Source organism: Microbacterium sp. MMO-10 (assembly GCF_037148715.1).
Lineage (GTDB): Bacteria > Actinomycetota > Actinomycetes > Actinomycetales > Microbacteriaceae > Microbacterium.
The window spans coordinates 79,911-101,296 of record NZ_JBBCSV010000003.1; the positions used below are offsets into that span (position 1 = coordinate 79,911).

Here is a 21,386-nt window from a genome sequence, read left to right on the forward strand (position 1 = left end):
CGCCCGACGTCCGGGGCCCCGATCCGCATCCGCGGGTCGGGGCCTTCGGCGCGTGGTCACGGCGCTCGGTGCGCCGTTGTGCAGGGCGTCGGGTGCGGTATGCAGGACGACGGACTGTGTTTCGGAGGGCGGCGCCCGTGATTCCGCGGCAAGGCGTCGACGAGGATGTCGGCGGCCCTGCACAACGGCGGGGCGGCCCTGCACAACGGCGTCGATCGCTGCGCAACGTCAGCGCGGGATGCGCAGCTCGGGCCAGGCGGCGAGGTCGGCGGGCTCGTCGATGTCGTCGCCTCGGCCCAGGTCGCCGCACTCCACGTCGTCGACGAGGTGCCGGTTGCGCGCGATCCAGGTGCGCGCGGCCGCATCCCCGGTGGCGAGGGCGGCGGCGGAGCACAGGTCGGCGGTGTCGAACACGACGGGGTTGCCGGGACTCCCGCTCCACATCGCACGGGTCACGCGTCCCGGCTCGTGTGCGGCGAGCAGGCGGCGGATCACGGCGGCATCGACGCCCGGCTGGTCCACGAGCAGCACCACCACGGCGTCCGGCGGGGTATCGGCGACCACGAGGGGCAGCACGGCGGCGCGCAGCGAGGCGGACATCCCGAGGTGCGCGTCGTGCACCTCGACCGCGCTCGCCGCGGGGCAGCGGGCCCGCAGCCAGCTCTGCACCGTGCCGCGGGCGGGGCCCACCGTCACGGCGACGGTGCAGCCGGCCTCCACCGCGGCACGGGCGGCGCGCGTGACGAGCACCTCGCCGTTCCACGGCAGCAGCGCCTTGGGCCCGCGGCCGAGCCGGGTCCCGCTGCCCGCGGCCAGCACGATCGCGTGCGGGTGCCGGCGGCTCATTCCGCGAGCCCTCGCGGAGCCGTCTCCTCGGTCGTCGAGCGAGCGGAGCGAGACGAGACGCGGTGCTCTCGCAGAGACCGCGTCTCGTCGCGGTCGCCTTCGGAGTCCTCGCTCGACGACCCTTCGGCATCGCGCTCCAGGATCGCGGCGTGGATCCGGTCCCGCGTGAACGGCGTCTCGGTCATCCGGATCCCCGTCGCGTCGCGGATCGCCGCGGCGAGCGCCGGGGCGATCGGGTTGAACGGCGACTCGCTCATCGACTTCGCGCCGAGCGGTCCGAGCACGTCCGAGGTCTGCGCGAAGTGCACCTCCGAGCGCGGGATGTCGGCGAACGTCGGCACGTGATACTGCCGCAGGATGTCCGTGGTCACCCTGCCGGACTCGTCCACCCGCACGATCTCGTGCAGCGCCGCCCCGATGCCCTGGGCGATCCCGCCCTCGACCTGACCGCGGCACTGCTCCGGGTTGACCACGACCCCGGCGTCGGCGGCGTGGATCGACCTCAGGATCCGCAACTCTCCCGTGCCCTCGTCGATCGCGACGCGGAAGCCCTGCACGTTGAAGGCGACCGAGCGCGGCGTGCCTCCCCAGTACCCCTTCTCCTCGAGCGGCTCTCCGCGCCGGGCCGCATCGTCGGCGAGGTCGGCGAGCGTCACCGACTGCTCGCCGCGGATCACGCGCCCGTCGATGAGCACGCACTCGCCGACGGGCGCGTCGAGCAGCTCCGCCGCGCGGGTCAGGATCCGCTCCGCCAGCGCGGTCGCGGCGGCGTGCGTGGCGCGGCCGGCGACGACGGTGCCCGTGGAGCCGAAGGCCCCGGTGTCATGCGGCACGAGATCGGAGTCGGACTGGCGCAGCCGGACGGTGCGGGTCGTGGTCCGCAGCACGGTCGCGGCGATCTGCTGGTGCACCGTGGACGTGCCGTTGCCGAACTCCGCCGTGCCCACGTCCAGGCCGAACGCCCCGTCGGCCTCGAGCCGGATCCTCGCGTGCGCGTGGTGCCCTCGCGGCGGGACCGTCGCGATCATCGCGACCGCGGATCCCTCCCCGAGCCGCCAGCCCGGCGCGAGTGCGGCCCGGTCGCCCTCGCGGTCCCGCGCCAGGCCGTCGCGCACGAGCCGGACGCACTCGTCGAGGCCGTAGCTGCCGATGATGAGATCCGGCTCCTCGTGCGCGGCGATCATCGCGTCGTCCTGCCCGATGAGGTTCGCGGCGCGGAACGCGAGCGGATCCGCGCCCAGCCGTCGGGCGAGCTCGTCGACGGTGGACTCGATCGCGAAGATCATCTGGCTCAGGCCGTAGCCGCGGAACGCGCCCGAGGGCACGGTGTTCGTGTAGACCACGTCGGCGTCGATCTTCTTCGCCGCGGCGCGGTACACGGCGATGGACTCGCCCACGCCGTGGAACATCACCCCGGGTCCGTGGTTGCCGTAGGCGCCGGTGTTGGAGCGCACGTCGACGCCGATGCCGGTGATCCGGCCGTCGGCGGTCGCGCCCATCCGCACCCGGATGCGGAACGGGTGCCGCACGCTCGTCGCGGTCAGCACCTCCTTGCGGGAGAACTCGACGCGCACCGGACGGCCCGTCGCCATCGTCGCGAGCAGGGCCAGATCCTCGGTGAACACCTCCTGCTTGCCGCCGAAGCCGCCGCCGACGCGGGCGGAGTAGACGCGCAGCAGCTCCTTGTCGATGCCGAAGATCCGGGCCAGGGTGCGCCGCGCGAGGAACGGCACCTGGGTGCTGCTGCGCACCACCCACCGGCCGTCCGGATCCTGCCAGGCGAGGGATCCGTGGGTCTCGAGCGCCGTGTGCGAGACGCGGTGGGTGTGGAACGTGCGCTCCTCCACCACGTCGCTCGCCGCGAGCGCCGCGGCGAGGTCTCCGACCTCGGAGCTCATCTCCATCACGATGTTGGCCTCTGCGCGGGCGACGCCCTCGGGGTCGGGCACGGATCCGCCCGCGGCCTGCGCCCGCTGACCTGCGGCGGAGGCCGCGCCGTGCAGTGCGAGGGTGCCGGGGTGATCGGCGAGCTCCGGATCCGTGTTCGCGGGCAGGACCTCGTAGTCCACGACGACGAGACGAGCGGCGCGGTCAGCCGCACGCTGCGACTCGGCGACCACCAGCGCGACGCGCTGACCCACGAAGCGCACGTACTCGTCGAACACCCGGGTGTCGGAGGGGTCGTCGGCCTCGATCTCGTGCTGCGCCGTCGAGAACGCGGTCGTGGGGGCGTCCTCGCGGCTGAGCACGCGGACGGCCCCTGGCTCCTCCAGCGCGCGGGTCGCGTCGACGCGCACGACCCGGGCGTGCGCGTGCGGGCTGCGCACCACGGCCGCGTACAGCAGCGGGGCGGGGAGCTCGTCGGGGTCGATGTCCATCGTGTAGCGGACGGTGCCGGTCACCACCCCGGTCGCTGCGGGGGCGCCCGTCGCGCGGCCGACGCCGCCGGCGCGGTCGTCGATGTTCACGGTGCCGCGCACCGCGTCCTCGATCGCGCGGTAGCCGGTGCAGCGGCAGATGTTGCCCTTGAGCGTGCGGCCGAGGTCCTCTTCGGCGCCCTCCGGCATCGAGGCGACGGTGCACACCATGCCCGCCGTGCAGAACCCGCACTGGAACCCGGCGGCGCGCCGGAACCGCTCCTGCACCGGATGCGGATCCTCGGGGGTGCCGAGTCCCTGGACCGTCACGATGTCGCGGCCGGCGGCGCGGTGCGCGGGGTACACGCAGCTGTGCACGGCGTCGCCGTCGACGATCACGGTGCAGGCGCCGCAGTCGCCGCCGTCGCAGCCCTTCTTCACTCCGGAGGAGCCCTGGCCGCGCAGCCAAGTGCGCAGGCACTGCCCGGGCTCGGGGGCCACGGCGACCGTGCGTCCGTCGACGGTCGCGGTCGGCCCGCCGGCGGGAGGCTCGTGCGAGAAACAACCGTCTGCGTGAGACATCACCGCAGCCGTGGCGTCTCGTGCAGGATCCGGCGTCTCGCGCGGTGAGCGGTAGCCGGTCCCGATGTTCTCGGCGGTCATCGTGCCGTCCTCTCGATGCGCAGGTCGCCGGTGACCCGCCCGATCGCGTCGTCGACGCCGGTCGCGAGCCCCGGCAGCAGCTCGGCGAGGATCTCGTCGCCGAGGCGGTGCGTCATGCGGCGCCGCCAGGCGGGCTCGCCGTGGATGTCGTCGTACCAGCCGCGGGTGCGTCCGACCGCGGCGTCGACGGCCGCACGCCAGGCGGCGCCGTCCGCGGGGACGACCGTCCCGCCCTCGCCCGGATCCGCGGCGACGTCGAGCACGATCGGGTGGAACGTCGAGGCGGTCACCGTGAGGCGCAGTGCGGACGCGGACGTGCGGCGCGCGATCAGCAGGGCCGCGGAGCGCCCGCGCTCGGTCAGCGAGATGCGACGGAACGCGGGCTCCTGCGCCAGCACGCTCCCCGGCACGACGAAGCTGCGGACCAGCTCGCCGTCCGCCAGGCGGGTGCGCGCGGGGCCCACGACGAGCTCGGCGACCGGGGTGCGGCGGGTGGTGCCGTCGGGGCGCAAGATCACCGCTGTCGCATCCCAGGCGCTGAGCAGCGAGATCATGGGACCGGCGGGCAGCGCCGTGGCGACGTTGCCGCCGACGGTCGAGACGTTCCAGATCTTCCAGGAGGCGACGAACGCGTCGCAGGCCGGGGGGATGAGACCCAGCCCGGGCAGGCTCGCGCGGGGCATGCCGCCGGGGAAGGGGTCATCGGCGAGGGCGCGCAGCTCGGCGATCCGGCAGGTGGCGGCGATCTCGAGCGCGGGCTCCTCCCCGGGCCCCGTCCCGTGCCAGGTCAGCGGGGTCCATCCCGCTCCGGTGATGTCGAGCAGGCGGGTCGGGGCGCCGCGGGTGATGTCGGTGCCGTAGGAGTAGATCACCGTGCCGCCGGCGAGCCATGAGTCGCCCGGCCGCCATCGTCGGGGATCGGCGCACATCAGCACCTCGTCGACGCTCGTCACATCCATGCGGCGTCCCCCGTGATCGCGGTCGCAGCGGCGTGTGCAGGGACGGCGGCGCAGCTGCGCCCCGCCGGAGTCCGGTCCCGCGATGCCGGACGCCGTGCGGTGCGCCGGGAGTCGTGCACGTCGCCCGCGGTGTCGCGCAGCCGTACGGGAGAGATCGCGGACGCAACCGTCGCGGATCCGGATCCGGACCCCGATCCGGATCCGGCCCCCGCGGCCGATTCGACGAGGATCAGCTCGGCGAGGATCGAGATCGCCACCTCGGCCGGGGTGCGCGCGCCGAGGTCGAGGCCGATCGGGGAGTGCAGCCGCTCGAGGTGCGCCGCGGTGAGGCCGCCGGCCCGCAGCTCCTGCACCCGCTTCTCGTGCGTGACGCGAGATCCCATCGCCCCGACGTAGGCGACGTCGCGCCGCAGGACCGCGTCGAGCACCGGCAGGTCGAAGCGCGGGTCGTGGGTCAGCACGACGATCGCGGTGCGCGCGTCGATGCGGCCGGCGGCGATCTCCTGCGCCAGATGCTCGGCGGGATGCGCGAGCACCACCTCGTGCGCACCGGGGTGGCGGTCGCGGGTCGCGAACACCGGGCGCGCATCGCAGACGGTGACCCTCCGGCCGAGCGCCGCCGCGGCCTGTGCGAGTGCCGCCGAGAAGTCGTTCGCCCCGTAGATGATGAGCCGTGCGGAGGTCGCGGTCGACTCGACGAGCAGGCGCCGCACGACGGGGCACTCGGGCGTGGACCGGTCGGTCACGTCGACCACGTGGGCGCCGCCGCTGCGCAGGGCGGCGCGGATCCGGTCGGCGGCGTGCCCGGCGGCACGGGCGACCTCCGCCGGCAGCTCGTCGCCGTCGAAGGCCGCGCAGAGCGGGTCGGGGCGCTGTGCGATCCCGAGCCCTTCGGCGGTGAGCAGGGCGCCGGCGGTGGTGTCGTGCAGCGGGAGGTCGCGCACCAGATGCGCGCGCGCGTCGACGCCGCCGAAGGCGCGCAGCGGCTGCACGAGCACGCGCACGTCGCCGCCGCACATCAGCCCGATCGAGAGGCCGTCGTCGTCGGCGTAGCCGAAGGAATGCAGCTCGGTCGCGCCGGAGTCCAGGCAGGACAGGGCGGCGTCCACGACGGCGCCCTCGACGCAGCCCCCGGAGACGGATCCGATCGTGCGGCCGTCGTCGCGCACCGCCATCGAGGTGCCGGCCGGACGCGGGACGGATCCGGAGACCTCGACAATCGTCGCGATCGCCCAGCGGCCGGGGTCGGCGAAGCACTCCGCGTATTCGGGGATGCGGTCCAGCATGGGGCACCTTCCTCATCCAGGTGCCGGCCATCGGCGCCTGATCAGGGCGGTGCATCGGGACTCTGCGGGAGGAACCTATCTGGCGAGGAGGAACCCCGGGTCACAATCCACGGCGTCACCGCCTGGGATGCCCGGTAGATGGTTCACTGTCGTAACCCGCCTAGGCCTGGGACGATTCTACGGCCGTCCTCCGCGGAGAGCAAGAGGAAGATCCGCATAACGGATTTTGGTTTCCGTCATGCGGATTACTGACCGTCCGCACGGCGAGCGATTCCCGGCGTCCAGACAGGGCGGAGGGTCGGATCCGCGCTCCTCCGCTCTGCACGGTTAGCGTGGACCCGGGAGGACCCATGAACACCGATTCCGAGCTCCACGCCCGGCTGGACGAGATCTTCGCCGCGCGCGACCGCGCGCGGATGGCGCCGACGATCGCGGCGTTCCTCGAAGTGCTCGCCGAGCACCCCGACGATCCGGCGGTGCTCTACGAGGTCGGCGGCGCCTATGACACCGACGGTCAGGAGGAGACCGCGCTCGGCTATTACCGCCGTGCGATGGCGGGAGGCCTGGACGGGCGTCGGCTGCGGCAGTGCTACCTGCAGTCCGGCAGCACGCTGCGCAACCTCGGACGTCTCGACGAGAGCCTCGCCGCGTTCGACGAGGGCATCGCGCGGTTCCCCGAATCGGAGTCGCTCGGCCTCTTCCGCGCCCTCACCCTGCACGCGATGGGGCGGCCGAGCGCCGCGCTCGGAGCCGTGTTCACCGTGATCGCGGACCGGTTCCCGACCGCGGAGGTGCAGCGCTACGAAGCCGCGCTCCGTGGCAACGCGGCGTATCTCGCGACCCTGGACGACTGACCCGCACCGCGCCGAGCGCCGGTTTCGCCCGGCGGCCGCCCCGCCCGCCGCCGGGCTCGCCTCAGACCCGCCGCCCGCTGATGCTGAGGGCGCAGCCGAAGAAATGCCGACGCACCTCCACCTCGAGTCCGGGCTCGGCTCGGAAGGCCTCGACCGCCCGGGATCCGTCGCCGAAGCCGGCGAGGTAGCGGTGCAGCATCCGGTACTCGGTCGGATCCGTGAGCAGCAGCAGACCGGCGAGCGGCACGATCCAGCGCAGGTAGGCGCGGTATGCGGTGCGCAGCGGACCGCAGCCCGGTTCGGTGATGTCGATGAAGGCGAAGGATCCGCCTGGGCGCAGGGTCCGGACGACCTCGGCGGCGAGGCGCTCCAGCTGCCCGGCGTCGAAGGTCTTCAGGCCGTACGCGCTGACCACGACGTCGAAGGAGGCGTCCTGCGACGTCCCCGCGAGCGCATCCTCCTGGCGCAGCCGCACCCGTCCGCCGAATCGTGCCCGGTTGCGGATGCGCGCCTGTGCCGTCATCTGCGCGGAGAAGTCGACGGCGGTGATCTCGGCCCGGGGGAGGCGGCGCTCGATCTCGGCCCAGGTCTCGCCCCGTCCGCTCATGAGGTCGAGCACGCGTCGCGGCGACCCGCTGGCCCGCACCAGAGAGAGCAGCTGGCGCCGCCACAGCGCCGAGAACCCGAGCGACAGGACGAGGTTCATCCGGTCGTATGACGACGCCATGCGGTCGAAGAGCCGGCGCACGTCCGCGGGCTCGTAGAGCGGGTCGGCCGCGCGGCAGAGGGCGAGGGGCGGGCGGCGCAGGAGGTCGGTCATGGGGCGACTCTAGCGGGTGAACTGAACATGTTCAATAAAGCCTCGCGCGTGCACGCGCGACCCGCCGGGCCTGCGGCTACTCCGCGACGGCCGCCTCGTCGATGAGCTGCAGGATCCGGGCCGCGACGCTCACCGCAATGACGGCCGGCTGCTTGCCAGACACCTCGGGGATCCCGATCGGCGTCGTCACGCGCGCCAGGTCGGCGTCGGTCTGGCCGAGCTCGCGCAGCTTCTTCTGGAAGCGCGCCCACTTCGACGCGGAACCGATCAGCCCGATGGATCCGACCTGATCCGAGCGCAGCGCCTGGTCGACGACCGCCAGGTCCTCGACATGGTCGTGGGTCATGACCAGCACGTGCGCGCCGGGGGTGAGGCCGGCGAGCGCCGCTTCGGGGACGGGGGCGTGCACGACCCGCACGCGGGCGACCGCGTCGCCGAGCACGCCACTGCGCCCCGGAGCGCCGATCCGCTCCTCGGCGAGCATCTCGGCGCGCGAGTCCACGAGGACGAGCTCCAGCTCGTGCCGGGCGAGGATGCGGGCCAGTTCGAGGCCGACGTGGCCGAGCCCGAACACGGCGACCGAGGGGGTGACCCGGATCGGCTCCAGCAGCATCGTGACCTCTCCTCCGCAGCACTGCACGCCGTACTCGGTGACGGCCTTGTCGCTGAGCGTGAGCGCGAGCAGCTCGGGCTCGGCGGAACCGCCGGCGAGCATCCGGCGCGCCTGCTCGATCGCGGTCTGCTCCAGGTTGCCGCCCCCGACCGTGCCGTGCACGGCGTCGGGGGAGACGACCATCTTCGCCCCGCCGTTGCGCGGGGCGTGGCCGCGCACCGTCGCGAGAGTCACGATCACGGCGGGGATCCGCCGCGATCGCAGCTCCTGCAGCGCGTCCAGCCAGTCCATGGTGTTCCTTGTTCTTCCGAGTCGTCCCCCTCAGCACGACCTATCGCCCGTGCTGAGGGGGACGACTCGGAGGTGGGAGAGGTGGGAGAGGGGGGAGAGGACGTCAGTCGCCGGCGGCGGTCACGAGGGAGCGGTCCGCGGCGGGCGCCGGTGCGGCCTCGACGCCCGCGTCCTGCGCGGCGCGGACGGCCCAGAACACGGCTTCGGGCGTCGCCGGCGACGCGAGCTCGACCGAGTGCCCCTCGGGCCCGAAGGCGGCGACCGCGTCCCGGAGCGCCTCGCGGGCGCTGAACGCGAGCATGAACGGCGGCTCGCCCACGGCCTTGGATCCGTAGACCGCGCCCTCCTCGCGCGCGTTCTCGAACAGCCGCACGTGGAACTCCTCCGGCATCTCGGAGAAGCTCGGCAGCTTGTACGTCGAGGCGGACTGCGTCTGCAGCCGGCCGCGGTGCGGTCCGTCGCTCTCGTCCCAGCGCAGCTCCTCGAGCGTCAGCCAGCCCACGCCCTGCACGTACGCGCCCTCGATCTGACCGATGTCGAGCATCGGGGAGAGCGAGTCGCCCACATCGTGGATGATGTCGACCCGGCGCACCCGGTAGGCGCCGGTGAACTCGTCCACCTCGACCTCCGTCGCGGCCGCGCCGTAGGCGAAGTACTTGAACGGGGATCCCTGCATGATCTCCGGGTTCCAGTGCAGGCCCTCGGTGCGGTAGTAGCCCGCGGCGAACAGCTGCACGCGCTGGAAGTACGCGGCCTTGACGACCTCGCCCCAGGAGACGCGGTTCACCGGAGCGCCGAGCGCCGTCACGAAGCCGCCGCCGAAGCGCACGTCGCGCTCGTCGACGCCGAGCATGCGCCCCGCGACCTTGGCGAGCCGGTCGCGGATCTGCTCGCAGGCGTTCTTCACCGCGCCGCCGTTGAGGTCGGCGCCCGAGGACGCCGCCGTGGCGGAGGTGTTCGGCACCTTGTCGGTACGGGTCGGGGCGAGGCGCACCCGGTGCAGCTCGACGCCGAGCGCCGTCGCCGCGACCTGCAGCATCTTCGTGTGCAGGCCCTGGCCCATCTCGGTGCCGCCGTGGTTGACGAGGATCGAGCCGTCCTTGTAGACGTGCACGAGCGCACCGGCCTGGTTGAACGCGGCGAAGTTGAACGAGATGCCGAACTTGATCGGCGTCATCGACAGGGCCCGCTTGACGTGCGGACTGGTCTCGTTGAACCGCGCGATCTCCTCGCGTCGGGCGGCCACCTCGGCCTCGTCCGAGAGCTGGCCCCAGATCGTCTCCAGCCGGCCCGCGTCCTTCACGAGCTGCCCGTACGGGGTCGTCTGGCCCGGCTGGTAGAAGTTGCGCCGGCGCAGTTCGAGCGGATCGATCCCGAGCGTCGGGGCGACCCGACCCAGGATGTCCTCGATGAGGAAGACGCCCTGCGGCCCGCCGAACCCGCGGTAGGCGGTGTTCGAGGTCTTGTTGGTCTTCACGATCTGCCCGTAGGCGTGCACGTTGGGGATCCAGTAGGAGTTGTCCAGGTGGCAGAGCGCACGGCCCAGCACCGGCTCGGACAGGTCGATCGACCAGCCGCCGTCGCAGGTGAGGGTGGTGTCGAGCGCCTGCAGCAGCCCGTTCTCGTCGAAGCCGACCTTCCATGCGATGTGGAAAGGGTGCCGCTTCCCGGTCATCGTGATGTCCTGCGTGCGGTTCAGGCGCAGCCGCACCGGGCGGCCGGTGAGCTTGGCGCCGAGGGCCGCGATCGCCGCGAATCCGTGCGGCTGCATCTCCTTGCCGCCGAAGCCGCCGCCCATGCGCAGGCACTGCACGGTGATCTCGTTCGCCGGGATCCCGAGCACGTGCGAGACCAGATCCTGGGTCTCGGTCGGGTGCTGGGTGGAGCACTGGATGAAGTACTGCCCCTCCGAGTCGCGGATCGCGAACGACGCGTGCGTCTCGAGGTAGAAGTGCTCCTGGCCGCCGAACTCGGTCACGCCCTCGAAGACGTGCGCCGAGGCCGCGAGACCCGCCGTGGCGTCGCCGCGCTGCACCGTGCGCGGGGTGCCCTGGAACGACTGCGCGTCGAGCGCGTCCTGCACCGTGATGAGCGAGGGCAGCGGCTCGTACTCGACCGTCACGCGCTCGGCGCCGAGCCGGGCGGCCTCCTGCGTCTCGCCGAGCACCCAGACCAGGGCATGGCCGTAGAACATGGCCTCGCTCGGGAACAGGGGCTCGTCGTTGCGGATCCCGGCGTCGTTGAGGCCGGGGACGTCGTCCGCCGTGAGCACGCGCACGACGCCGGGCACCTCGTAGGCGCCGGACACGTCGACGGTGACCTTCGCGTGCGCGTTCGTGGACTGCACCGGCCAGGCGGTGAGCACGCCCGCGGTCTGCTCCGCGATGTCGTCGGTGTACATCGCCGCGCCCGTGACGTGCAGGGCGGCGCTCTCGTGGGCGGCGCGCAGGCCGACGACGGGGTTCTCCGGGCGGTCGGCGAGAGTGCTCATGCCGACACCTCCTTCGATGCGAGAGTGGTCTGACTGTAGAGCTTGAGCAGCGCGGTGCCGAGCATGTGCGAGCGGTACGCGCTGCTGGCGCGGTGATCGGACATCGGCGTGCCCTCGCCGCGGAGCACCTCGGAGGCGGCCTTCACCGTGGCGATGTCCCAGGGTCTGCCGATCAGGGCCTCCTCGGTGGCGCGGGCGCGCAGCGGGGTGGCGGCGACGCCGCCGAGGCCGATCGTGGCGCCGGTCACGACCCCGCCGTCGATGTCGAGCGCGAACGCGACGGCGACGCTGGAGATGTCGTCGAAGCGGCGCTTCGCGATCTTCTGGAAGGCGGTCGTGGTCGCCAGCGGCAGCGGGATCCGGATCGCCTTGATGAGCTCGTCGGGCTGCTTGACGGTCTGCCGGTAGCCGGTGAAGTAGTCGGCCAGGTCGACCTCGCGCTCGCCGGCGACCGAGGCGAGCACGACGCTCGCGCGCAGCGCGAGCAGGGCCGGCGGGGTGTCGCCGATCGGGGAACCGGTGCCGAGGTTGCCGCCCAGCGTGCCGCGATTGCGGATGAGGCGCGAGGCGAACTGCGGGAGCAGCTGCGCGAGCAGCGGGACGCGTCCGTCCAGCCGCTTCTCGATGTCGGAGAGCGGGAGTGCGGCGCCGATCTCGACGTAGCCGTCCGCGCCGGAGGCGACGTCGTCCCCGACGGTCAGGGTGCGCAGCTCCGGCAGCTGCTCGATCGCGACGACGAGCGGGGCGCGACGGCCGCGGATGTTGACCTCGACGCCCCAGTCGGTGGATCCGGCCACCAGCAGCGCATCCTCCTCGTCGTGCAGGATCCGCAGCGCCTCGGCCAGAGTCGCGGGACGGACGAAGCGCGCTCCGTCGACCTCGGCATCGGTCGCGACAGGCTGCGGCGCGGGCTGGGCGAGCCGCTGCTGCAGCGGGTCGTCGGCCTCGGGCGACCCGAGCGTGTAGGCGGCGTCGCGGATGGGGCGGTAGCCCGTGCAGCGGCACAGGTTGCCGCTCAGCGCGTGCAGGTCGAAGCCGTTCGGCCCGTGCTCGGGGTCGTGGACGGGGCACGACTCGTCGGCCGCGTCGGCCGCGTGCCGGTCGGCGCGGTAGTACTCGCCCGCCATGCTGCAGGCGAAGCCGGGCGTGCAGTAGCCGCACTGCGATCCGCCCGCCTCGGCGAGCTTGGACTGCACGGGGTGCAGGTCGTCGGGGGAGCCCAGGCCCTCGGCGGTGACGACCTCCTGGCCGTCGAGTGCGTACACGGGCACGAGGCAGGCGTTGACCGGGGTCCACGCCGTGCCGCCGTCGGCGGTGGGCGTGGCGAGCAGCATCGCGCAGGCGCCGCATTCGCCCTCCGCGCAGCCCTCCTTGCTCCCGGAGAGACCGGTGTCGCGCAGCCAGTCCAGGGCGGTCGCATGCGCCGGGGTCCCTGCGAGCGGGCGCAGTTGTCCGTTGACGGTGACGGCGATGTCGGTCATGCGAATCTCCTCGATTCCGGCGACAGTGTGCGAAGCGGCTCGGGCCGTGCCTCTGTGAGACGGAGCCTAGGCCCGGGGGCCTCCGCGTGGGGGTCTTTCTCCTGTTGAGAGGAGCGCAACGCTGTGTGGTCAGGCGTCGTCGCCTTGGCCTTACCGCCAGTAGATTCGCGCTGTTTCCGGTATACGGAAACCGTGTTCCGAAAACATCGCCAGCCTAGGCCGACGGACACGGGTCCGTCAAGGGTGGACGGCCGAGCGCGTCGTGCTCAGTGCGCGTTCGTCGCGCTCGAGATGTCCGCCACGACCTCGCGCAGCACCGGGATCGCCTGGTCCGCGAAGTCCTCGCCGACGCGCGACACGGGGCCGGAGATCGAGACCGCGGTCAGCACCGGCATGCTCGGCACGGCCATGGCGAAGCAGCGCACGCCGATCTCGTGCTCGCCGTCGTCGACGGCGTATCCGCGTTCGCGGCTGAGGGCGAGATCCGCGAGCAGGGCATCGATGGTGTCGAGCGAGCGCTCGGTCGAGTGCGGCATGCCGGCGCGGCCGATGATCTCGCGCACCTGGTCGTCGTCGAGCTGGGCGAGGATCGCCTTGCCGACGCTCGTGGAGTGCAGCGGGGCGCGTCCGCCCACCTCGGTGAACATGCGCATGGCGTGCGGCGACGGCGCCTGCGAGACGTACACGACGCTGTCGCCGTCGATCGTGGCGAGGTTCGCGGTCTCGCCGAGCCGTGCCACGAGCGACTTCAGCTGCGGCATGGCGAGCTGGCCGAACTGCCGGTTCGCGACCTCTCCCAACCGCACGAGCTTCGGACCGAGCGCGTATCGCCGATTGGCGAGCTGGCGCGCATAGCCCTCGGAGACGAGCGTGCGCAGCAGGCGGTGGATCGTGGGCAGCGGCAGCTCGGCCGCCGTGGCCAGCTGGCTGATGGTGGCGTCACCGCCCGCATCCGCGATGAGCTCGAGCAGGTCGAACACACGGGAGACCGACTTGACGCGCTCCGGACTCTCGGTGGCCATGCGGATCCTCTCGCCTCGCGATCACCGGCGCAGGATATCCGCATGCCGGAAGATGATTCCCGAGCAGAGTATCCCACGCCGGCAGAGACCGGGCCCGGCCTTCGTTCATCGAGGCGTGCGGCCACCGGTCGAAGTCATCGACGGAGTCGCCCGCACGCGCCCATCGCCGTGCACGGTGGACGGCCGTGCGATGAGGGACGGACTATTGGTCGTGGCGAGTGTATTTCCCCGGGCGATCGTGGACGGAGTGTCCCGGCGGAGGAGCCTGGTCCGCGTGATCGGCGTCGGTGTATGCGCCCTTGGTCTCGAGGTCCGGCCCCGTATCCTCGGTCCGCGTGTACCGGCCGCGCAGGGATCTGCGCGACGTCGGCTTGCCGTCGATGTCGGTGTACTGTCCCTCGTCTTCGTCAGCGGGTTCGCCCGTGCGGCCCGTTGCGACTTCCTCGTTCATGCTTCCTCCTCGGAGGACGGCTCGTCGCCCTGGGAGAAGCGTACGTCCGCGATCGCCGGGACGTCAGGGTCGCGGGCGAATGTCCATGTCGCTCTCAGCCGGGGGAGGGCTCTGCCGCAGACGCCGTCGGCTCAGACGGCGAGCGTCACGCCCCACTGCACGGTCCAGGTCTCGCCCGGATCCAGGTGGCGGAGTCCGCGGCCGGAGTTGAACGCCTCGGCGGGCGCCGACATGGGCTCGAGGGCGACCACGAGCTCCTGACCGGGGTAGCTCGTGCTCGTGTACGCCTGGAGGTAGTCCAGTCCCGTGCCCTGCCAGAGCGTCACGACGCGACCGTCCGGAGCGGTGAGGGTGCTGTGCACGCGCCCGTCGTCCTCGCGGCGGAGCGTGGCGAAGCCCGTGTCGAGCTGCACGTCGGCGAGGCGCCGGGGCGTGCGCAGATCGGTGCCGTCGGAGACCGGCGACTCGCCGATCGGCAGCAGGCGGTCGTCCGTCTCGAAGAAGGTCTCGGCGGGGATGTGCAGCAGCAGCTGCTTCGGATCCGTGCCCGAGACGGTGAGGAAGGGATGCGTGCCGAGCGCGACGGGGGCCGGATCCCCGGAGCGGTTCACGATCGTGTGCTCCGCGGTGATTCCGTCGGGCCCGAGCGTGTAGCGCACGCTCGTCTCCAGCAGATAGGGGTAGCCGATCTGCGGCACCACGTCCGCGCGCAGCAGCACGCTCGCGTCGCTCTGCCCCGCGATCTCGTAGGCGGTGTAGCGCAGCAGCCCGTGGATCGCGTTGTTCAGCTTCGGTTCGGTGATCGCCAGCGCCCTGGTCTCGTCGCCGTCGATCCAGATCCCGTCGCGGATCCGGTTCGGCCAGGGCACGAGGACGACGCCCGCGCAGGACGGGGCGGGACTGTCGTCGAGGTAGGGCGGCACGACGGTGGTGCCGCCGACGACGAGGTGGCGCAGCGAGGCGCCGACCTGCGAGATCTGCGCGTGGACGCCCTCCGCGTCGAGGTGGATCTGGACGCCGGTCGGAGTGGTCATGCCGCCATCGTAGGACCGGCGGGTGTCGTGGCGCCCGTCGGTGTCGGCGATCTTCCGGGACGGAGGGGGCTCCCAGGCGGCTCGGCTAGGATGGGGGCGTCGGCTTCGGGCGACCGTGACCTCCGGGATCCCCGGCGGGCGCGGTGCTGCGATTGTGTGTGAGCCCAGGGGCCGATGGTGAGTTCGGCGGACGTCGTCGAGCGCTTCATCCATCACATGAATGGCCCCCGGCCGACGACTGCCCGGGTATCCCCGCGCCCCACGAGGGCGGCGGGGCGCTGTTCTCGTGCGAGAACCAGACAAGGACATACCCGTGCCCAAGAACCACAAGCCCAAGGGCGGACGCCCGGCGGCGAACTTCGAGCCCCGCTACGCGAAGAAGACCTCCTTCCACGATCGCCACAACCAAGGGCGTCCGTCGCGCGACGGCGACTCCGGCCGCGGCGGCTACGACCGCGACGCCCGTCCGGCCCGCGATGACCGCCGCGTGGACTCGCGTCCCGGCAGCCGCTCCCCGAACCACCGCGGCTACCGGCCCGAGCCCGCCGCCGGCGAGCGCGCCCCGAAGCAGCGCTGGTCCGCGCAGGAGCGCGCCGGCCGCGACGAGTCGCGCGCGATCCGCAACCGTGCCGAGTCCGGCCGCATCGACGCCCCGCACCGCCGGGACGAGCGTCCCCGTTTCGACCGGGACGAGCGTCCGCGCCGCGACGACCGTGCGCGTTACGAGGACCGTGCCGGCCGGACCGAACGTCCCCGTTTCGACCGGAACGAGCGTCCGCAGCGCGACGACCGTCCGCGTTACGAGGACCGTGCCGGTCGGAACGAGCGCCCGCGTTACGACCGGAATGACCGGCCGCAGCGCGACGACCGTCCCCGTCATGACCGGAACGATCGTCCGCAGCGCGACGACCGACCGCGTTACGAGGACCGTGCCGTCCGGACCGACCGTCCGCGTTACGACCGGGACGACCGTCCCCGCCGCGACGACCGGAACGAGCGTCCGCGCTTCGAGCGGAACGAGCGTCCGCGTTTCGACCGGGACGACCGTCCCCGCCGCGACGACCGGCGCACGGCGCGTCCGGCGCGCGACGACTGGAATCGCGGCACGGACCGCGCGCCGAAGCAGGAGCAGCTGGAAGACGTCGTGCACGAGCGCCTCGAGGCGCAGACGGTGCAGGCGGCGGAGGTCGCGGACGTGACGTTCGCCGACCTCGGACTCGGATCCAACATCGTCGAGATCCTCGCGAACATGGGCGCCGAGACGCCGTTCCCGATCCAGGCCGCGTCGGTGCCCGCCGTGCTCGAGGGCCGCGACGTGCTCGCCCGCGGGCGCACCGGATCCGGCAAGACCATCGCCTTCGGCGCCCCCCTCGTCGAGAGCATCCTGCAGTCGCAGAAGGGCAAGAAGCGCGAGTTCGGCCGCGCGCCGCGGGCGATCATCCTCGCCCCCACGCGTGAGCTGGCGCTGCAGATCGATCGCACGGTGCAGCCGATCGCGCGCAGCGTGGGGCTGTTCACCACGCAGGTCTACGGCGGCGTGCCGCAGGCCCGCCAGGTCGGCGCGCTCAAGAAGGGCGTCGACATCGTCATCGGCACCCCCGGCCGCATCGAGGACCTCATCAACCAGGGCAAGCTCGACCTCTCCGACGTGCGGATCGCCGTGCTCGACGAGGCCGACCACATGTGCGAGCTCGGGTTCGTCGAGCCCGTGCAGCGGATCCTGCGCCACACGGGCACCGCGCTTCCCGGCGGGGCCTCCAGCCAGAAGCTGCTCTTCTCGGCGACGCTCGACCGCGAGGTCGCCGCCCTCGTCGACGAGTTCCTCGTGGATCCGGCCGTGTTCGAGGTCGCCGGCGAGACCCAGGACTCCGGCACGATCGAGCACCGGGTGCTCGTCATCGAGCACCGGGACAAGCCCGAGATCCTCGCCTCCCTCGTCGATCGTGACGGGCGCACCCTCGTCTTCTCGCGCACCCGCGCCTTCGCCGAGCAGCTCGCGGAGCAGTTCGAGGACGCCGGGATCCCGGCGGTCTCGCTGCACGGCGATCTGAACCAGGCCAAGCGCACCCGCAACCTGCAGAAGCTCACCTCCGGACGGGTGAACGTGCTCGTCGCGACGGACGTCGCCGCGCGCGGCATCCACGTCGACGACATCGACCTCGTCGTGCAGGCCGATGCCCCCGACGAGTACAAGACGTACCTGCACCGCGCGGGCCGCACCGGGCGCGCCGGCAACGCGGGCCGCGTCGTGACGCTGATCACCCGTCAGCGCCGCCGCCGCATGACCGAGCTGCTCGACCGCGCCGAGATCGACGCGCCGTTCGAAGAGGCCCGCCTCGGTGACGACCTCATCGAGGAGATCGCCGGTCGCGTGCCGACCGCGGCCGATCTCACCTCCTGATCGCGACGCACCCCGAGCGACACGAAGGGCCGAGGGGCGAGGATCCTGGATCCTCGCCCATCGGCCCTTCGTCGTCTCAGAGGTCCAGGACCCAGTCGTTGCTGAGGAGCACGCCGCCGCGGAACGGGAACGGCGTGGTGCCGCGCAGGACGAAGCCCGCGCGACGGCAGAGCGCATTGGACGGCGCGTTGTCGACGGACGGATAGGCATGGAGCTCGTCATGTCGTCCGTCGGCACGGACCACGCCGATGAGCTCGTCAAGCGCCAGCCCCGCGTAGCCGTGGCCCTGGTGTTGCGGAAGAACTCCCCATCCGGTCTCCCAGGCGACCTTCTCGCCCTCGTGGATCTCCCAGTAGCCGATCGATCCGACGGGCTCCGACCCGTCGACGATCACGAGCATCCGCCCCGGCAGGTCCTCCTTCAGGTAGCGGAGATGTCGCTGCTCCAGCTCCTCCGCGCTCTCGGTCGTGACGAGATGCGCCGTCATCTCCGGGGTGTTGAAGGCATCGAGCAGCGGTCGGTCTCCGGGCTGCCAGGGGCGGAGGTTCACCATGGGGCGACGGTATCGGCCGGCACCGACATCGGGTCGAGACGGCCGCAACAGGGCCCCGACGACCGCGTGGATCCGAACCTGGGAATTCGAGCAAAATATCTTGCTACATCTCGGGATCCTCGGTGGGCTCCCAGGAACAGTGATGCAGGATCGTTACCTTGTACGCCCGACCCGAGGGCGTTGCGCCGCTACCCGAGCGGCCCCGAGGACTTCAAGGATCGTTACTTCGTCATGTCGAGAAACCCGTTCTTCCGCTCTGCCCGTCGCAAGACCGTCACCATCGTCGGCGCCGCCGCCGTGCTCGGAGCCCTCGCCGTCGGCGGGGCCGTGCTCGTCGCGCCGACCGTCGCCGCCGCCGCTCCGGCGATCGCCCAGGTCGACGACGTGACCGCCTACAACCAGCGCTCGCAGGTGCGCGCCGCGCTCGACACCGCGAAGACCGCGATGAGCGATGCCGCCGCCGTGAACGCCGACGTGAAGGCGTCGGGGCTCGATCTCGGGCAGGGGCGCAAGATCGTCGACGTGACCGGGCTCCGCTCGGCGCACGAGGTGCTGTCCGACGCGGCGTCCGACAAGGCCGCCGTGCACACCGACCTCGCCGTCGCCGTCGCCGACTACTCGGAGAAGGTCGAAGCGCAGGTGACCGAGGTGCGCGGCAACCTGAACAACGCCGTCGCGCAGAAGCAGGCGGCGGACGCGGCCGCGGCCCAGGCCGCCGCGGAGGCCCAGGCGGCCGCGGAGGCGCAGGCTGCCGCGAACACCCCGGACGGCGCCCGCGCCACCGCGCAGCAGCTGATGGCCAGCGAGTACGGCTGGGGTGATGACCAGTTCCAGTGCCTGAACTCGCTGTGGAACAAGGAGTCGGGCTGGGATTACCAGGCCTACAACCCGTCCGGTGCGACCGGCATCCCGCAGGCGCTGCCGGGCGACAAGATGGCGACCATCGCCGACGACTGGGCCACCAACGCGACCACGCAGATCAAGTGGGGCCTCGGCTACATCTCCAGCGTGTACGGCAGCCCCTGCTCGGCCTGGGGTCACTCGCAGGCCACGAACTGGTACTGAGCCCGGATCCGGCTCCGCGGCGGAGGCCGCGGACGTCAGAACAGGGTCGCCGACGGCTCCGGTGCGCGCACGGCGCGCACCGGAGCCGTTCCGCGTGCGCGGGCGGGACGGTCCTCGGAATGCAGCGCCTCGAGACCGTGCAGTCGGATCAGCGGCTTGACGCGCCGGCCGAGCCACTGCCGGTAGTCCTTCGGGGCCTCGGCGGCCGCACCCGGGTACAGTGCCCGATACGACGACAGCAGGTCGGGCCGATGCTCGGAGAGCCACTGGAGGAACCACGGCTTCACGCCGGGCCGCAGGTGCAGCGCTCCGTAGATCACGTGATCGGCGCCCGCCTCCTTGATCCGTCGCAGCGCATCGTCGATCGCGGCCACCGAATCGGTGAGATGCGGCAGGATCGGCATCAGGAACACCCCCACCCGGAATCCGGCGTCGCTGAGGGCCCGCACTGTGTCGAGTCGCGCCTGGGTCGACGGCGCCCCGTGCTCGATCGCCTCGCGCAGCGTCTCGTCGAACATCGCGATCGACAGCTGCACGTCGACCGGCACGCGGGTCGCGGCTTCGACGAGCACGGGGATGTCGCGGCGGATCAGCGTGCCCTTGGTGAGCACCGAGAACGGCGTACCGGAGTCCGCGAGCGCGCGGATGATCCCCGGCATGAGCCGGTACCGCCCCTCCGCGCGCTGATACGGATCCGTGTTGGTCCCGAGGGCCACCGTCTCGTGCCTCCAGGATCCCCGGCGCAGCTCCTTCTCGAGCGTCTCGACCACATTCACCTTGACGACGATCTGCGAGTCGAAGTCGCGCCCCGCATCCAGATCCAGGTAGGTGTGCGTCCCCCGGGCGAAGCAGTAGACGCAGGCATGACTGCAGCCGCGATACGGGTTGACCGTCCAGGAGAAGGGCATCTTCGACGGACCGGGCACGTGGTTCAGCGCCGACTTCGCCAGCACCTCGTGGAAGGTCATCCCCGCGAACTCCGGCGTCGTCACCGTCCGCAGGAATCCGGTGCGGTTCTCCATGCCCGGCAGCGCCTGCGCGTCGGTGTCGTCGATCCTCTGCCCCTGCCATCTCATGACGATATTCGAACATAAGAACGATAGTGGGTCAAGGCCGATGGGGAGAAAGATTCGAGGATGGGAGATCTTCAGGTCGGGCGGTGAGAATGGAGCCGTGGCATACCCGAGGCACCCGACACGCTCTCGCGGCATGCATTCGCGCGTGGTGCTGCTGTTGTTCGTCACGATCGGATTGGCTGTCGCGCTGATCGGCGCGCTCTGGTCGCTCGCCGACGGCTCGGCGCAGAACGGTCCCGCCGGCGCGGCCGAGGATCCGGATCCGGTCGCCGCGGCGGCGGGGATCGAGATGCCCGCGGCCGCGACGAGCCTGCCCGCGGTGCGGCTGCGCGCCGTCGCCGTCGCGGACCCGTGCGGGCAGGCCTCGGTGCAGCAGGCGCTGGCCTCGGGCGGGGATGACGCGGTGGTGTCGGCGTTCGGCGGGGGGTGCCGCGTTCCGCGCCGCCGTGGCGACGGGGAACGCGCCGTGCATCGACCTGTCCGATCCGCACCGCGACTGGGTCGTGGTGAACAAGGCGCGCCCCCTGAACCCGGTGACGTTCGCGCCGTCCTCGTTCGGGGACGTCGCGCTGTCGGTGGACGGCGCCGGCTCCCTCCGCGCGGACACGGCCCAGGCGCTCGACCAGCTGTCCGCCGCCGCGGATGCCGCGGGCGTCGGGACGATCGCGCTCGCCAGCGGTTACCGCTCCTACGACACCCAGGTGCAGACCTACTCCGGGCAGATCGCGCAGTACGGACAGGCGCAGGGGGACGCGCTCTCCGCCCGTCCCGGACACAGCGAGCATCAGACCGGGCTCGCCGCGGACGTCGTCTCCTGCGCGGGCGGCTGCGGCAGCATCGACTCGTTCGGCGGCACCGACGCCGGTGCCTGGGTCGCGCAGAACGCCTGGCAGTACGGCTTCATCGTCCGCTACGGGGCCGGACAGACGGGGGTCACCGGCTACGACCCCGAGCCCTGGCACCTGCGCTACCTCGGCGTGCCGCTCGCGACGGCCTATCACGACGGCGGCTACGCCACCCTCGAGCAGTTCTTCGGGCTCCCCGCGGCCCCGGCGTACCCCGGCTGACCGGCCGCGCGGGGCCGCCCGGTCCGGGGTATGGACCCATCGCACAAACGTGACAC

Annotated in this window: 17 protein-coding genes; 4 read left to right on the top strand and 13 right to left on the bottom strand. The window is 72.2% G+C overall.

Translation table 11 applies throughout. From position 1 onward, the window contains the following. Positions 1-228 precede the first annotated feature (228 nt). The 4 genes from WFJ17_RS09180 to WFJ17_RS09195 form a co-directional block, all read right to left on the bottom strand. On the bottom strand, positions 229-846 hold the full coding sequence (locus WFJ17_RS09180) for a nucleotidyltransferase family protein (protein ID WP_251447453.1): 618 nt from the start codon (positions 844-846) through the stop codon (positions 229-231). Beyond that, positions 843-3,785 (bottom strand): molybdopterin-dependent oxidoreductase, encoded by a 2,943-nt coding sequence (locus WFJ17_RS09185; protein WP_442927983.1) that lies wholly within the window; start codon positions 3,783-3,785, stop codon positions 843-845. The genes WFJ17_RS09180 and WFJ17_RS09185 overlap by 4 nt, the downstream gene beginning before the upstream one ends. Before the next feature lie 77 nt (positions 3,786-3,862). Continuing rightward, complete coding sequence (locus WFJ17_RS09190; RefSeq protein ID WP_336648235.1) at positions 3,863-4,825, bottom strand: FAD binding domain-containing protein; 963 nt, start codon at positions 4,823-4,825, stop codon at positions 3,863-3,865. Beyond that, positions 4,816-6,111 carry an XdhC family protein gene (locus WFJ17_RS09195; RefSeq protein WP_336648236.1) on the bottom strand — a complete coding sequence of 432 codons (1,296 nt, stop codon included), beginning with the start codon at positions 6,109-6,111 and terminating at the stop codon, positions 4,816-4,818. Before WFJ17_RS09195 ends, WFJ17_RS09190 begins: the two co-directional genes overlap by 10 nt. 350 nt (positions 6,112-6,461) lie before the next feature. Here WFJ17_RS09195 and WFJ17_RS09200 point away from each other — a divergent pair, with 350 nt between their 5' ends. Next, positions 6,462-6,965 (top strand): tetratricopeptide repeat protein, encoded by a 504-nt coding sequence (locus WFJ17_RS09200; protein ID WP_336648237.1) that lies wholly within the window; start codon positions 6,462-6,464, stop codon positions 6,963-6,965. Between the two features lie 61 nt (positions 6,966-7,026). Here the strand turns inward: WFJ17_RS09200 and WFJ17_RS09205 are convergent, their stop codons facing one another. The 7 genes from WFJ17_RS09205 to WFJ17_RS09235 all read right to left on the bottom strand — a co-directional run bounded on the left by WFJ17_RS09205 (position 7,027) and on the right by WFJ17_RS09235 (position 15,168). Beyond that, on the bottom strand, positions 7,027-7,785 hold the full coding sequence (locus WFJ17_RS09205) for a class I SAM-dependent methyltransferase (protein WP_336648238.1): 759 nt from the start codon (positions 7,783-7,785) through the stop codon (positions 7,027-7,029). 76 nt (positions 7,786-7,861) lie between these two features. Then, positions 7,862-8,689, bottom strand: coding sequence for a xanthine dehydrogenase accessory protein XdhC (xdhC, locus tag WFJ17_RS09210; RefSeq protein ID WP_251447435.1), 828 nt, complete (start codon positions 8,687-8,689; stop codon positions 7,862-7,864). A gap of 103 nt (positions 8,690-8,792) precedes the next feature. Beyond that, positions 8,793-11,180: a xanthine dehydrogenase molybdopterin binding subunit gene (xdhB, locus tag WFJ17_RS09215; protein WP_336648239.1), complete on the bottom strand. Its 2,388-nt coding sequence runs from the start codon at positions 11,178-11,180 to the stop codon at positions 8,793-8,795. Continuing rightward, a complete protein-coding gene (locus tag WFJ17_RS09220; RefSeq protein WP_292887759.1) occupies positions 11,177-12,661 on the bottom strand; it encodes a xanthine dehydrogenase small subunit in 1,485 nt (494 codons plus the stop codon). Before WFJ17_RS09220 ends, xdhB begins: the two co-directional genes overlap by 4 nt. Before the next feature lie 266 nt (positions 12,662-12,927). Then, positions 12,928-13,683 carry an IclR family transcriptional regulator gene (locus WFJ17_RS09225; protein ID WP_336648240.1) on the bottom strand — a complete coding sequence of 252 codons (756 nt, stop codon included), beginning with the start codon at positions 13,681-13,683 and terminating at the stop codon, positions 12,928-12,930. A gap of 202 nt (positions 13,684-13,885) precedes the next feature. Beyond that, entirely contained in the window at positions 13,886-14,134 is a 249-nt protein-coding gene (locus tag WFJ17_RS09230) for a hypothetical protein (RefSeq protein ID WP_251447428.1), read from the bottom strand. 131 nt (positions 14,135-14,265) lie between these two features. Further along, the gene (locus WFJ17_RS09235) at positions 14,266-15,168 is read right to left on the bottom strand and encodes an aldose 1-epimerase family protein (RefSeq protein WP_336648242.1); all 903 of its coding nucleotides are present in this window, start codon (positions 15,166-15,168) and stop codon (positions 14,266-14,268) included. Positions 15,169-15,481: 313 nt separating this feature from the next. Here WFJ17_RS09235 and WFJ17_RS09240 point away from each other — a divergent pair, with 313 nt between their 5' ends. Continuing rightward, positions 15,482-17,569, top strand: a complete 2,088-nt coding sequence (locus tag WFJ17_RS09240) for a DEAD/DEAH box helicase (protein ID WP_336648243.1) — start codon at positions 15,482-15,484, stop codon at positions 17,567-17,569. A gap of 76 nt (positions 17,570-17,645) precedes the next feature. Here WFJ17_RS09240 and WFJ17_RS09245 read toward each other — a convergent pair whose 3' ends face one another. Continuing rightward, entirely contained in the window at positions 17,646-18,122 is a 477-nt protein-coding gene (locus WFJ17_RS09245) for a GNAT family N-acetyltransferase (RefSeq protein ID WP_251447422.1), read from the bottom strand. A gap of 231 nt (positions 18,123-18,353) precedes the next feature. Between WFJ17_RS09245 and WFJ17_RS09250 the strand changes: the two genes are divergently transcribed. Beyond that, the gene (locus tag WFJ17_RS09250) at positions 18,354-19,187 is read left to right on the top strand and encodes a phospholipase (protein ID WP_251447420.1); all 834 of its coding nucleotides are present in this window, start codon (positions 18,354-18,356) and stop codon (positions 19,185-19,187) included. Positions 19,188-19,222: 35 nt separating this feature from the next. Here the strand turns inward: WFJ17_RS09250 and WFJ17_RS09255 are convergent, their stop codons facing one another. Further along, positions 19,223-20,263 carry an Rv2578c family radical SAM protein gene (locus tag WFJ17_RS09255; RefSeq protein WP_251447417.1) on the bottom strand — a complete coding sequence of 347 codons (1,041 nt, stop codon included), beginning with the start codon at positions 20,261-20,263 and terminating at the stop codon, positions 19,223-19,225. Positions 20,264-20,709: 446 nt separating this feature from the next. On the opposite strand from WFJ17_RS09255, the gene WFJ17_RS09260 reads away from it, so the two are divergent. Continuing rightward, positions 20,710-21,330, top strand: a complete 621-nt coding sequence (locus WFJ17_RS09260) for a M15 family metallopeptidase (protein ID WP_336648244.1) — start codon at positions 20,710-20,712, stop codon at positions 21,328-21,330. Positions 21,331-21,386 lie beyond the last annotated feature (56 nt).